General features: G+C 58.9%; 8 protein-coding genes and 1 pseudogene. 7 read left to right on the top strand and 2 right to left on the bottom strand.

Annotated elements, in window-relative coordinates:
* Positions 1–26 precede the first annotated feature (26 nt).
* The gene (locus ACA075_RS25380; protein ID WP_497296077.1) at positions 27–1,025 is read right to left on the bottom strand and encodes a methyltransferase; all 999 of its coding nucleotides are present in this window, start codon (positions 1,023–1,025) and stop codon (positions 27–29) included.
* A 33-nt stretch (positions 1,026–1,058) separates the two neighbouring features.
* A complete protein-coding gene (locus ACA075_RS25375; protein WP_497296076.1) occupies positions 1,059–2,024 on the bottom strand; it encodes a 2-hydroxyacid dehydrogenase in 966 nt (321 codons plus the stop codon).
* Positions 2,025–2,325: 301 nt separating this feature from the next.
* Here ACA075_RS25375 and ACA075_RS25370 point away from each other — a divergent pair, with 301 nt between their 5' ends.
* From ACA075_RS25370 to trfA, 7 genes and pseudogenes are all read left to right on the top strand, one after another.
* A complete protein-coding gene (locus ACA075_RS25370) occupies positions 2,326–2,955 on the top strand; it encodes a LysE family translocator (protein ID WP_497296074.1) in 630 nt (209 codons plus the stop codon).
* A 150-nt stretch (positions 2,956–3,105) separates the two neighbouring features.
* The gene (locus ACA075_RS25365) at positions 3,106–4,788 is read left to right on the top strand and encodes a fatty acid--CoA ligase (RefSeq protein WP_497296072.1); all 1,683 of its coding nucleotides are present in this window, start codon (positions 3,106–3,108) and stop codon (positions 4,786–4,788) included.
* Positions 4,789–5,125: 337 nt separating this feature from the next.
* A complete protein-coding gene (locus ACA075_RS25360) occupies positions 5,126–7,012 on the top strand; it encodes a DUF1302 domain-containing protein (RefSeq protein ID WP_219094398.1) in 1,887 nt (628 codons plus the stop codon).
* Positions 7,013–7,040: 28 nt separating this feature from the next.
* The gene (locus ACA075_RS25355) at positions 7,041–8,405 is read left to right on the top strand and encodes a DUF1329 domain-containing protein (RefSeq protein ID WP_219094400.1); all 1,365 of its coding nucleotides are present in this window, start codon (positions 7,041–7,043) and stop codon (positions 8,403–8,405) included.
* A 254-nt stretch (positions 8,406–8,659) separates the two neighbouring features.
* Complete coding sequence (locus ACA075_RS25350) at positions 8,660–11,398, top strand: winged helix-turn-helix domain-containing protein (protein WP_497296070.1); 2,739 nt, start codon at positions 8,660–8,662, stop codon at positions 11,396–11,398.
* 84 nt (positions 11,399–11,482) lie between these two features.
* Positions 11,483–11,551 (top strand): annotated as a pseudogene (locus ACA075_RS25345) (MBL fold metallo-hydrolase); the annotation flags it as partial.
* A gap of 839 nt (positions 11,552–12,390) precedes the next feature.
* Positions 12,391–13,305 (top strand): plasmid replication initiator TrfA, encoded by a 915-nt coding sequence (gene trfA, locus ACA075_RS25340; protein WP_497296068.1) that lies wholly within the window; start codon positions 12,391–12,393, stop codon positions 13,303–13,305.
* Positions 13,306–13,317 lie beyond the last annotated feature (12 nt).

The following is a 13,317-nucleotide window of genomic DNA, read 5'->3' as shown; positions in this document are numbered from 1 at the left end:
AAACCCGTTAGGCAAGCACTTATTTTTCAGCCTCGTTTGGCCCGATAAATTCTGAAACCCTGTCCCTCGGCCTTGATCGCACACACGCCCAAGTGCTCTTCGATCAGCGGTTGATACTTCAGGAAACTGTTCGCGACCAAGCGTAGTTCGCCGCCGTTTTTCAGATGTTTGGCCGCTTTTCGCAGCAAGTTCTCGGTGGCGAAGTAGTCCGTGTGGACGCCGACATGGAACGGTGGATTGCTCAGGATTGCACTCAATCCCATCGGTGCTGCGTCAATGCCATCACCGGTAATCACGTCGGCTTCCAGACCATTGGCAGCCAGTGTCAGGCGGCTGCTGGCAGCCGCAAATGCGTCGACGTCGAGCAACGTCACCTGATTGTGCGGATAACGACGCTTCACCGCTGCGCCCAACACGCCCGCGCCGCAACCGAAGTCGAGCAAGTGGCCGCTCGGCAACTTGTCCAGATGTTCCAGCAGCAGCGCGCTACCGTGATCCAGCCGACCGTGGCTGAACACGCCCGGCAGGCTGATGACTTTCAGCGGACCTTCGGCCAGTGGCAATTCATAGGTCTGGGCCAGGCTTTCCAGCGACTTGGCTTGTGGCGCGTTGGCCACGGTGACCAGCCAGAGCTGGCAATGCCGCGCGCTGTCGAGCTTGCGTGGCTTGCCGAACGGGTTCAATTGTTTGGCCGCGCCTTCGATGCCGCTGCGTTTTTCACCCACCAGATACAACTCGCGACCAGCCAGGCGCGAGGCGAGGGCGTTGAGGATGTAGTCGGTCAGGTCCTTGGACTTGGGCAAAAACACCACCGCCGTCTCGAACTCACGCTCAGGTGCGTTCACACCAAAGTGGCTGCGCTCGGGGAAGCGCGCCTCCAGCGCCGCTTGATCGCCGGCGTGCCAGCACCAGCCGTGGGCATCGGGCAGACGGCCGAGCAAGTCGTCGGCGGGCAAACCGGCCAGCAGCACCGAACCCTGGAATAACTCGGCCTGACGAAGCAGTACTTCACTGCGCGGATCCATAACTGCTCCTGTGAAAAAAAGTGCCGCAGTCTATCAACTGACGACCCGCAGCGCTTTACCGCTGAAGTATCCCTGGGCATTTTCGGTCAACTGGCCGACGATCCTTTGTCGCGCCTCGCGACTGCCCCAGGCGTTGTGCGGAGTGACGATCAGCCGTGGGATGTCGTGGGCCAGCAATGGATTGCCGTCGGTCGGTGGCTCGACGCTCAGCACATCGGTGGCCGCGCCGCCCAAGTGACCGTTGCGCAGCGCATCGGCCAGTGCCTGTTCGTCGATCAAGCCACCGCGCGCGGTGTTGACCACGAACGCGCCGGGTTTCATCGAGGCCAGTTCGCGGGCACCGATAAAGTGGCGGGTGTGTTCATTGAGTGGGCAGTGCAGGGTGAGGGCGTCGATTTGCGGCAGCAGTTCATCCAGCGGCAAGCGATCCGGCCGGGCAGGGCGCCCCGGAATCTGCCCCAGCAACACGCGCATACCGAAGGCTTCGGCCAGCCGTGCGACCGCGCCGCCCAGTTCGCCATGGCCGAGCAGGCCGAGGGTTTTGCCCTCGAGTTCGACAATCGGGTAATCCAGCAGGCAGAACTGTTTCGCTTGCTGCCAGCGGCCTTCACCGACGGCTTTCTGATAGTCCGCCAGGCGTGTGGCCAGGTTGAGCAGCAACATGATCGTGTGCTGCGCCACCGACGGTGTGCCGTAGCCCTGGCAGTTGCAGACCGTGATGCCGTGGGCGCGAGCCGCCGCGAGGTCGACGTTGTTGGTGCCGGTGGCGGTGATCAGGATCAGCTTCAGATCAGGGCTGGCGGCGATGGCGTTGGCGTCGATCAGGATCTTGTTGCTGATGGCTACGGTGGCGCCCTTGAGGCGTTCGATCACCTGCTCCGGCGTGGTTTGTGCGAACAGCTGCAAGTCGTCAAAGCAGTCGCGCAACGGGCTGAGATCGAGGTCGCCCAGGTCCAGGGAAGGATGGTCGAGGAAAACGGCGCGGCGAGAGTTCGTCATCAACTGTACCTTTTGTGCGGTGAACTGAAGGCGTAATCTGCCGAGCCTACCAGATGAAACAATTGGTTACCCAATAGCTGGATTGACACACAACCTGTGGTGAGGGAGCTTGCTCCCGCTGGGCTGCGTAGCAGCCCCAACCCACGTGGGCGTGGTTTGTCAGGAGTACCGCATCATCCGTTTTAACGACTGCTTCGCAGTCGAACGGGACGGTGCGGCGATCCGACAAGCTCCCTCGCCACAGAGATTGAGTTCGCTTCAGAAATAATCAATCAGACCGATCTACCCCAAAGGAGCCCCCATGTACTGGACAGAGTTCTTGACCGTTGCCCTGATTCACTTGCTCGCCGTCGCCAGCCCCGGCCCGGATTTCGCCGTGGTGGTGCGTGAAAGCGTGACTCATGGCCGTCGCGCCGGGACCTGGACAGCGCTGGGCGTTGGTACGGCGATTTTCCTGCACGTCGGCTATTCATTGCTCGGCATCGGCCTGATCGTGTCCCAGTCGATCGTGCTGTTCAACGCCTTGAAATGGGCGGCTGCTGCGTATCTGCTGTACATCGGCTACAAGGCCCTGCGCGCGCAACCGGCCAATGCCGTCGACGACGATCTGCACAAAGAGGCCGGCGAACGCACGCCTCGCGGTGCCTTCACTTCAGGTTTTGTGACCAACGGCCTGAACCCGAAAGCCACACTGTTCTTCCTGTCGCTGTTCACCGTGGTGATCAACCCGCACACGCCGCTGGCGGTACAGGCGGGCTACGGGCTCTATCTCGCGGCGGCGACGGCCGTATGGTTCTGCCTGGTGGCGCGGCTGTTCAGCCAGCAGCGCGTGCGCGCCGGTTTTGCCCGGATGGGCCATTGGTTCGACCGGACCATGGGCGTGGTACTGATTGCCATCGGCGTGAAACTCGCCTTCACCGAGATGCATTGATCGCTCGGAGCGAATTCCTGCAAATGCTGGCGCAAAGCTAGCATTTGTACGGCTCTGCAAATCATTCCTTTGGCTGATTTGGCCGGCGTATAAGGGTTCTAGAGTGTTTACCTCTAAAGCCAACACCGTGCAGTCAGAAAAGGGATTCTTATGTTGCAGACTCGCGTTATCCCCCCCGCCGAAGGCGCTTACCAGTATCCGCTGCTGATCAAGCGGCTGCTGATGTCCGGCGCTCGTTACGAGAAAACCCGCGAGATCATCTACCGCGACCAGTTGCGCTACAGCTATCCGACCCTGATCGAGCGGGTCGCGCGGCTGGCCAACGTGCTCACGGCGGCCGGGGTCAAGGCCGGCGATACCGTGGCGGTGATGGACTGGGATAGCCATCGGTATCTGGAATGCATGTTTGCCATCCCAATGATTGGCGCGGTGATTCACACCATCAACGTACGCCTGTCACCGGAACAGATCCTCTACACCATGAACCACGCCGAGGACCGCTTCGTGCTGGTCAACAGCGAGTTCGTCGGGCTGTACCAGGCGATTGCCGGGCACCTGACCACGGTAGAGAAAACCCTGCTGCTGACCGACCTGCCGGAAAAAACCGCCGATTTGCCAAACCTGGTCGGCGAGTACGAGCAGTTGCTGGCGGCCGCGAGCACGCAGTACGACTTCCAGGATTTCGACGAAAACTCGGTCGCGACCACGTTCTACACCACGGGCACCACCGGCAACCCTAAAGGCGTGTACTTCACCCACCGGCAACTGGTGCTGCACACCATGGGCGTGTCGACCATCATGGGCGCCATCGACAGCGTGCGGCTGCTGGGCACCAACGACGTGTACATGCCGATCACGCCGATGTTCCACGTGCATGCCTGGGGCTTGCCGTATGTGGCGACCATGCTCGGGCTCAAGCAGGTTTATCCCGGCCGTTACGACCCGGAATACCTGGTGGAGCTGTGGCGCAAGGAGAAGGTCACCTTTTCCCATTGCGTACCGACCATCCTGCAGATGGTCCTCAATTCCAAGGCGGCGCAGAGCACGGATTTTGGCGGCTGGAAAATCGTCATCGGCGGCAGTGCGCTGAACCGTGCACTGTACGAAGCCGCCAAGGCAAAGGGCATTCAACTGACCGCCGCTTACGGCATGTCGGAAACCGGGCCGCTGGTGTCCTGCGCCCACCTCAACGATGAGCTGATGGCCGGCACCGAAGACGAACGCACCACGTATCGCATCAAGGCCGGCGTACCGGGGCCGTTGGTGGAGGCGGCAATCGTCGACACTGACGGCAACTTCCTGCCCGCCGATGGCGAGACCCAGGGCGAACTGGTCCTGCGTGCGCCGTGGCTCTCCGAGGGCTACTTCAACGAACCGCAAAAGGGCGCCGAGCTCTGGGCCGGGGGCTGGCTGCACACCGGCGACGTGGCAACGCTGGACAGCATGGGCGTGATCGACATTCGTGATCGCATCAAAGACGTGATCAAGACTGGTGGCGAGTGGATCTCCTCCCTGGACCTCGAAGATCTGATCAGCCGCCACGTGGCGGTACGCGAAGTAGCAGTGGTGGGCATCGCCGATCCACAGTGGGGCGAGCGCCCGTTTGCGCTGCTGGTGATCCGCGAAGGGCATGAGATCGGGGCTAAGGAGCTCAAGGAACACCTCAAGCCATTCGTGGAATTGGGGCACCTGAGCAAGTGGGCGATCCCGAGTCAGATCGCCCTTGTTACTGAAATTCCCAAGACCAGTGTCGGCAAGCTCGACAAGAAGCGTATCCGCCTCGACATCACTGAATGGCAGGCCAACAACAGCACCTTCCTCTCTACGCTTTAAGCGCCTTCTGGCGTGCCCAAAAGGGCACGCCAGCCCCACCAAGCAAGCGCTTGGCTTGTGAAATCCGAATTTTCAGCCATCCTTGCCGTGCCGACAGGTGTCGGACTGGCGAAAGGACTGTTCCAGAGTGGCCGGCAGCTGCAAATCACACTTTAGAGGGATCAAGCTCTACTACCTGCTGGCTATAGTCCGCTCAAGGATTTTTAAGAACGGAGCAAACGCACAAAACGGGGCGATGCAATTTTGGAGTGACTTCGGGACGCCTTGGCTCCCCGTCATCCACAACGTTTTTAGAAGTGCTAACTGCCATAACAATAATGCACATGGAGTAGCGTCGATGACATCAGTAAACACGTTCTGGCGCCGGGCGAAATTGCCCCTGGCGGTCAGTCTCGCCTCTTCGCTCGCCGGGCCTGCATTCGGCGTCAGTTTCAACGTTGGTGAAATCGAAGGTCAGTTCGATTCGTCGCTCTCCCTGGGGATGAGCGTGTCGACCCAGTCGCCGAACAAGAACCTGATCGGCGTCAACAACGGCGGGCGCGGCCTGTCCCAGACCTCCGATGACGGCCACCTGAACTTCAAGAGCGGGCAAGCCTTTTCGAAGATCTTCAAGGGCATCCATGACCTTGAATTGAAGTACGGCGATACCGGCGTCTTTGTCCGGGGCAAATACTGGTACGACTTCGCGCTGCAAAACGAAGACCTGGAATTCAAGAACGTCAGCAACGACGGCCGCAAGGAAGGCGCCAAGTCCTCCGGCGGACAAATCCTCGACGCCTTCGTCTACCACAACTACTCCATAGCCGATCAGCCGGGTTCCGTGCGTCTGGGCAAGCAGGTGGTGAGCTGGGGCGAAAGTACGTTCATCGGCGGCGGCATCAACTCGATCAACCCGATCGACGTGTCCGCTTTCCGTCGTCCAGGTGCCGAGATCAAGGAAGGCCTGATCCCGGTCAACATGTTCTACGTGTCCCAGAGCCTGACTGAAAACCTGTCGGCAGAAGCCTTCTACCAGCTGGAATGGGACCAGACCGTTGTCGATAACTGCGGCACTTTCTTCTCGCAGCCGGACATTGTTGCCGATGGTTGCGACAACAACCTGCGGGTGCTGAACAAACGTTCGCAGATTCCAGCCGTTGCGTTGGGTCCATTGGCCGCCAACGGCGTCAATGTCAACGAGGAGGGTGTGCTGGTTCGGCGTGGTGGCGATAGTGATGCTCGCGACAGCGGTCAGTGGGGCGCGTCCTTCAAATACATGTTCGACCCGCTGGACACCGAGTTCGGTGCCTACTTCATGAACTACCACAGCCGTGCGCCGATCTTCAGCGCCACGGGTGCGCCGCAGTCGGTCTATAACACGGCGGCTGCGCTGCCAGGTCCGTTCGCCGCACTCGCGCCGCTGCTGGTGGCAGGTAACTCGAAATACTTCATCGAATACCCTGAAGACATCCGCCTCTACGGTTTGAGCTTCTCCACCACCCTGCCTACCGGTACGGCGTGGAGCGGTGAGATCAGCTATCGTCCGAACGCACCGGTGCAGCTCAACTCCACCGACATTCTGTTCGCCGGCGTACGTCCTCTGGGCGGCGCTCTGGGCAATGCTTCGCTGCTCTCTGCCAGCCCGGGTCAAGACTTGCATGGCTATCGCCGCAAGGAAATCACCCAGTTCCAAACCACCCTCACGCACTTCTTTGACCAGGTCATGGGTGCGAGCCGCCTGACCCTGGTGGGCGAAGTGGGTGTGACTCACGTTGGCGGACTGGAAAGCACTTCCGACGTCCGTTATGGCCGCGATCCGGTCTACGGCCCGGGTGAGTTGCCAGCCACTGGTACGGCGAACACGTGCGTGGCACTCAACACCAGCACCATCAACGGCGCCGGCCCGGGTACTCCGACCAACAACCGCAGCCGCAACTGCAACGACGAAGGTTTCACCACGTCCACTTCGTGGGGTTATCGCGGTCGGGCCATCTGGGAATACAACGACGTGTTCGCCGGTGTGAACCTCAAGCCGAACGTGGCCTGGTCCCACGACGTCAGCGGTTACTCGCCAGGCCCTGGCGGCAACTTCGAAGAAGGTCGCAAAGCGGTGAGCCTGGGCCTCGATGCCGAATACCAGAACACCTACACCGCGAGCTTGGCGTACACCAACTTCTTCGACGGCAAGTACACCACCGTAGATGATCGCGACTTCGTTGCGCTCAGCGTCGGCGTGAACTTCTAAGCACTGTTTTTTCAGGACGAACACACATATGAAAATAACAAAGAGTCTGTTCCACGCTGGAGTTCTAGGGCTTTCGCTGCTGGCGACCAGCGTCATGGCGGCAGTGCCTGCCGCCGAAGCGGACAAACTGGGCAAGAGCCTGACGCCGATGGGTGCCGAAATGGCGGGCAACGCTGACGGTTCGATCCCGGCCTGGAAACCCATGGCAAAAAACGCCGGCACCGTTGACGGCAAAGGCTTCCTGTCTGACCCGTATGCCAGTGAAAAACCGCTGTTCACCATCACTGCGCAGAACGTCGACCAATACAAAGACAAACTCGCTCCGGGCCAGTACGCGATGTTCAAGCGCTACCCGGAAACCTTCAAGATGCCGGTTTACCCGTCCCATCGCGGCGCGACCGTGCCGGATGCCGTGTTTGCCTCCATCAAGAAAAACGCCACCTCCACTAACCTGGTCTCCGGCGGCAACGGTCTGGAAAACTTCGAAACCGCCGTACCGTTCCCGATTCCAAAGACCGGCGTTGAAGTCATCTGGAACCACATCACCCGTTATCGCGGTGGCAGCGTGACCCGTCTGGTGACCCAGGCCACGCCGCAACCGAACGGCTCGTACAGCCTGGTGTACTTCCAGGATCAGTTCGTGTTCCGCGACAAGATGAAGGACTACGATCCGGCGAACCCGGGCAACATCCTGTTCTACTTCAAGCAGAAAGTGACCGCGCCGGCACGTCTGGCCGGTGGTGTGCTGCTGGTGCACGAAACCCTCGACCAAGTTAAAGAGCCGCGTTCGGCGTGGGTCTACAACGCCGGTCAACGTCGCGTGCGTCGTGCGCCACAAGTGTCCTATGACGGGCCGGGTACTGCGGCTGACGGCCTGCGAACCTCCGACAACCTGGACATGTACAACGGTGCCCCGGATCGTTACGACTGGAAACTCGAAGGCAAGAAAGAGATGTACATCGCCTCCGACAGCTACAAACTCGATTCGCCGCAACTGAAGTACGACGACATCATCAAGGCCGGTCACATCAACCAGGACCTGGCTCGCTACGAGCTGCGTCGGGTCTGGCATGTGGTTGCCACCTTGAAGGAAGGTCAGCGCCACATCTACGCCAAACGTGACTTCTACATTGACGAAGACACCTGGCAAGCAGCGGTGATCGACCACTACGACGGCCGTAATCAACTGTGGCGCGTGGCGGAAGCTCACTCCCAGAACTACTACAACGTGCAAGTGCCGTGGTACACCCTGGAAACCTTGTACGACCTGCAATCGGGCCGTTACCTGGCACTGGGCATGAAGAACGAAGAGAAGTCGGCATATGACTTCGGCTTCACCGCGACCACCAGCGATTTCACCCCCGCTGCGCTGCGTCAGGACGGGGTTCGTTAACCTGTACTGAACAGAGGCCGCATCCTCGAAAAACGCCCCGACTGGTTCGGGGCGTTTTTTTTTGCCGTTCACACAAATCCGCTGTAGCTGCTACGGTCGAATTCAGGTCCGGTGTGACTGTCGGTTTTGGCCGACACCTTTGCTTGTATTCTTTTTGTAGCCATTTGTAGCAATAACCTTCATTCCCTCTTCGTTTACCGATAGTCTGCGGACATCTGCAACGCCGCCACCCGCAATTCAAACAAGAGCCGGCCATGACTGATCTGTCCCCACTCCCGGGCCCTGCAAGCGTTGCCGTCACGGCACTGGACGGGCGCTTTTTTCGGCCCCCGTTGCCCGACGGCCATGTGCTGCGGCCTCGTCTGTGCGAGCGCCTGAGTGCAGGCCTCGGTGGCAGGCTGTTGCTGGTCAGCGCACCCGCCGGGTTCGGCAAGAGCTCATTGGCGGTGGAGTTCTGCCAGGGTCTGCCGGCCCATTGGCACAGTCTGTGGTTGGGGTTGAGTCCTCGAGACAGCGATCCGGGGCGTTTCCTCGAGCGGTTGCTCGAAGGTCTTCAGGATTACTTTCCGAAGCTTGGCAGCCAGGCCCTGGGCCTGCTGAAAATGCGCCAGCGCCATCAGCCCTTCGCCTTCGAAGAATGGCTGGACGGGTTGCTCGATGAACTGGCCATCCACCTTTCGCCGATGACACCTTTGCTGCTGGTGCTGGATGACTATCATCTGGCACAGGGCCCTGTGCTGGATCGTTGCTTGCAGTTTTTCCTCAATCATCTGCCCGATGGCTTGCTGGTCATGGTGACCAGCCGACAGCGTCCCGACTGGCATCTGGCGCGTTTGCGCTTGTCGCGGCAATTGCTTGAGTTGCATGAGCAGGACCTTCGACTGACCCACGATGAAGCCCTCATGTTGCTCGATCGACACAGCAGTTCATTGCGTGGCGAGGCACTGGAAAACCTGATCCAGCGCAGTGAAGGCTGGGTCGCCGGTCTGCGTTTCTGGTTGCTGGCGGCGTCCGAAGCCGGTACCGACGGTGCGTTGCCGCAGTCGTTGCACGGCGGGGAAGGGCTGATTCGCGATTACCTGCTCGAAGAAGTCATCGATTGCCTGCCCGCCGAAGTGCAGTCGTTCCTGTACGACACCGCGCCTCAGGAACGTTTTTGCAGCGAGCTCTGCGACGCGGTCCGCGAGGCCCATGACAGTGCCGAAATCCTGCGTTTCCTTCAGGCGCACCAGGTGTTCCTGGTGCCGCTGGACGAGCACGGCCACTGGTATCGCTATCATCATTTGTTTTCCGACCTGCTGCGTACCCGTCCCACCGCTCAGTCAATCGTGCCGGCCGCCAGCCTGCATCTGCGCGCCTGTCGTTGGTTCAATGCGCAAGGGTTGCTCGACGAGGCGGTGGAGCAGGCGTTGCGCGCCGGGCATCTGGACGTTGCGGCGAACCTGGTGCAAAACCTATCTGAAGAACAACTGCTCGCCGAACAGAATGTCGGCATGCTGCTGCGCTGGAAAATGGACTTGCCCGACAGCCTGCTGATCAGCACACCGCGGCTGATCGTGCTCTATAGCTGGGCATTGGGGCTGGCCTGTCAGTTGGACGCTGCCGAGGAGCTGGCGGCGCACTTGAGCCGCTTCCTGCCAGCCCCGTCGGCCACTGCGCAGAAATCCATGCTGGCGCAATGGTTGGCCCTGAGTGGCATCATCGCCCGGGGGCGAGGCAATCGCGCCCTCACGCAACTTTACTGCACCGAAGCGCTGGAAAGCCTGCCGGCCAAGCGCTACGGGCAACGGCTGATGTGTCTTTCAACCCTGTCCAATCTGGCGATCGCCGACGGCGACCTGTGGCGTGCACGCAGTTTGAACCGGGAATCGCTGGAATTGGCGCAACGGGTCGGCAACCCGCTGTTTGAAGCGCTGGCCCATTACGACCGTGCACGTGTGCTGCAGGCGCGCGGTGAAATCCTGCGTTCACTGCAAGAAGTGCGTCAGGGTCTGCAACGACTGCAAGGGTTATCCCCGCAACGGCTTTACGCCGTGCGTGCGCGCCTGACGTTGTACGAGGGCTTTTTGCTGGCCGTGCGCTTGCAACCGCAAGCCGCGCGCGTGCGTCTACAAGTCGGTTTGGGTGAAGCCCGGGCCTGTCGCGATATCAGCGTGTTGATCGGCCACTGCGTGATCGCCCGGCTCGAAGGCAGCAGCGGCGAGTTCGCCAAAGCCTTCGCTGAACTCGCCGAAGCTGAACGCCTGATGCACATCTGGGACGTGCCGCCGATCTACTACCTGGCGATGATCACCCTGGTCAAATGCGAACTCTGGCTGGCCCAGGGCCGTACCGATCTGGCCGAAGCCTGGCTGGCACGACTGGGCCAGACTTACAACGGCGATCACGCGGCGGCACCGCCGGAATTCCATCCGCAGTTGCCGCTGCATATCGAATTGCAGCAAGCCTTGCTGGAGGTGATTCAGGGGCAGCCGATTCTGGCCGAGGGGCGTTTGAACGCGCTGCTCGAGCACGGCCAGAAATCGGGGCGGCAAATGCTCAGCGTGATGGCGCTGACTCAGAAAATCACCCTGTTGCTGGCGGGCGGGCGTGAACCCGAAGCCCGCAAGGCGCTGGCCCAGGCGCTGGAAGCGGCAACCGGTGGCGTCCTGCAACCGTTCGACGCGTTGCTGACCGAACACCCGGACTGGCTGCGTGGGCAACTGCAACTCTGCGTCCCGACGGTGGTTTCGCAGAACCTTGCAGAAAAACTGCCTGCCCTGGCCACTCGCCCGTTGTTGGAACCATCCCCTGGGGCGGACCAGCTCAGCGCGCGTGAACTGGCCGTTCTGCGCCTGATCGCCCAAGGTTGCTCGAACCAGGAAATCAGCGATCAGCTGTTCATCTCGCTGCACACGGTCAAGACCCACGCCAGTCACATCAATAGCAAGCTGGGCGTAGAACGGCGCACGCAGGCGGTGGCGCGGGCGAAGGAGTTGGGTGTTTTGGGTTAGCAAATTTTTTGATGTGCCTGGCCGAAATGGCTTTAGGCAAATGTGTGCCAAAATCGCTCATCCCGTTTTTTCGAGCATACCCCGATGTCCCAGCAGCCCACCCTCATCCGCGAAACCTTCCCCGTCGGGCCTTTGCAGTGCAACTGCAAAATATAGCTTTACTGCGGACCTCTCCCTACGGGCTTTCACGGCTTTAGCCCCATTTATACAAGGGTGGTAAGCGCTTTAGTGATCATCGACGATCATCCGTAATCATCCTTAGTCACAACCTGAGTGTGACAAAAGTGTGCCAGGGTGGTTGAGTTGATTACTGATGATGATTAAGCTGAGGGCAATCGTACTGGCAAGGTCCGAAAATGGCCCTGGTCTCTAGATGCATAGCAGTTGGCGCTGTGATGCATTGATGATGAGTCGCAAGGTTCCTTGGTCCAGTGCCACGCAGGCGAAAAGCGGAAGTAACCGGCGTGGAAGAAAAGATGCCTGAGGGCAATCGCCTGATGTCACCAGCCGCCGACTACGATGGGGTCGGATTTCAAACGGTGAGGTGCGGAGGAGAGCGAGAAGAAGCTGAGGGCACAACCCTGCGTATGAATAGATCCCGCTTGATGTGCTGAGCCAGCAGCCCCAAGCGGTCAATTATCAGCGCTGCCGCGAACCCATCCAATCCCGATCCGGCGTAACCGGATTGGGGGAGGATGTCATTGTGTCTCTCGCAAAGCTTCTTACCGTTGATGACTTGGCTCAAATCTTAGGCCGCACCGCCGGCACTATCAAAAACCAGCACTCGAAAAATCCTTCTCGATTACCACCTGTTTGCCGAATTCCCGGTGCAAAGCGACTTCTCTGGCGACAAGAGGATGTTGAGTGCTGGCTGCAACGGCATGTTGTTCAACTCGATACGATTGAGCTCGTAGACCCTATGGTTAAACGAAAACCTGGGCGTCCTCGCAAATCAGAACAATTTTTTCGAAATTCTGTTGTAGGGGCTCGATATGCATGAGTCCCAATCGCAGGAAAAGGTAACTCAAAATAACATTTCAAAGATCCATGTAATTCTGGACCGACGCCTTCGTGAGGCAAGCGAGCGTGACAGCTTTAAAGCACAGTTGCAGGGCGAGCTTACGAGGGCATGTGTTGAGGAAGTATGCATTCAAGAGCAGTTTCCTTTATTTCCTTCGCTAGCATCCGCAATGCCGACGCAATGGACTAGGACCGGATTATTTTCCAATATAAAGAAAGGAGAGCGCCGAATATTAAGAAGCGAGGTGCTTGAAGGTCGATCAGATTGTCGAGTGCGAATGTCAGGAGAAGAACTCGACATGTATGATAATGATGTTTTTCTTCATGCAGTTCAATTGGCTCAAGGACTGTCAATAGGTGAGCCGGTGTATTTTGAGCGAGCTGCTTTTTTGCGGGCTATAGGTAGAGGCAGTGATCTATCTGCAGAGAGTTATTGTCGCCTGCATGAGTCAATTGAGCGATTGGCGAGCGCCACTATTTTTGTTGATGCTAATAGTAGTGGAGAGACATTTCGATTAATTGATAAGTTAAAATGGGGGCAGGAAAATAATTATTGGATAATGATTGATCCTATGGTTGTTTCGCTCTTTGCAAATAGTTACCTTGCATTTATTGATATGGAGATCCGGTTGCGTCTTAAGAGTCCACTTGCCAAATATCTGCAAAACTATATTTCAGGGCATTCTATCGGGGTACACAGGGTAGCTTGGGAGTCGCTTCGTAGGTGGAGTGGTTCCCGTGGGCGTGCCCGAGACTTCAAGACCAGGGCTTTGCCGCCAGCTCTACACGAGTTGGAAGGAGTTGGAATTATCGAGCGCTGGGGTATCAAGGATGAAGTCGTAAGTTGGACAAGAATCGCCCACGCGAGAAGTAAACGGCGATCCTGAGATTTATCCACA

This window comes from Pseudomonas sp. LBUM1663 (genome assembly GCF_059695905.1).
The sequence above is the reverse complement of the archived record's forward strand: the minus strand, read 5'-3'. Positions and strand labels throughout refer to the sequence as shown.

Coding starts and splice junctions, on each gene's coding strand:
- ACA075_RS25380 (WP_497296077.1), bottom strand. CDS start 1,025: ATGGATCCGCGCAGTGAAGTACTGCTTCGTCAGGCCGAGTTATTCCAG.
- ACA075_RS25375 (WP_497296076.1), bottom strand. CDS start 2,024: ATGACGAACTCTCGCCGCGCCGTTTTCCTCGACCATCCTTCCCTGGAC.
- ACA075_RS25370 (WP_497296074.1), top strand. CDS start 2,326: ATGTACTGGACAGAGTTCTTGACCGTTGCCCTGATTCACTTGCTCGCC.
- ACA075_RS25365 (WP_497296072.1), top strand. CDS start 3,106: ATGTTGCAGACTCGCGTTATCCCCCCCGCCGAAGGCGCTTACCAGTAT.
- ACA075_RS25360 (WP_219094398.1), top strand. CDS start 5,126: ATGACATCAGTAAACACGTTCTGGCGCCGGGCGAAATTGCCCCTGGCG.
- ACA075_RS25355 (WP_219094400.1), top strand. CDS start 7,041: ATGAAAATAACAAAGAGTCTGTTCCACGCTGGAGTTCTAGGGCTTTCG.
- ACA075_RS25350 (WP_497296070.1), top strand. CDS start 8,660: ATGACTGATCTGTCCCCACTCCCGGGCCCTGCAAGCGTTGCCGTCACG.
- trfA (WP_497296068.1), top strand. CDS start 12,391: ATGCATGAGTCCCAATCGCAGGAAAAGGTAACTCAAAATAACATTTCA.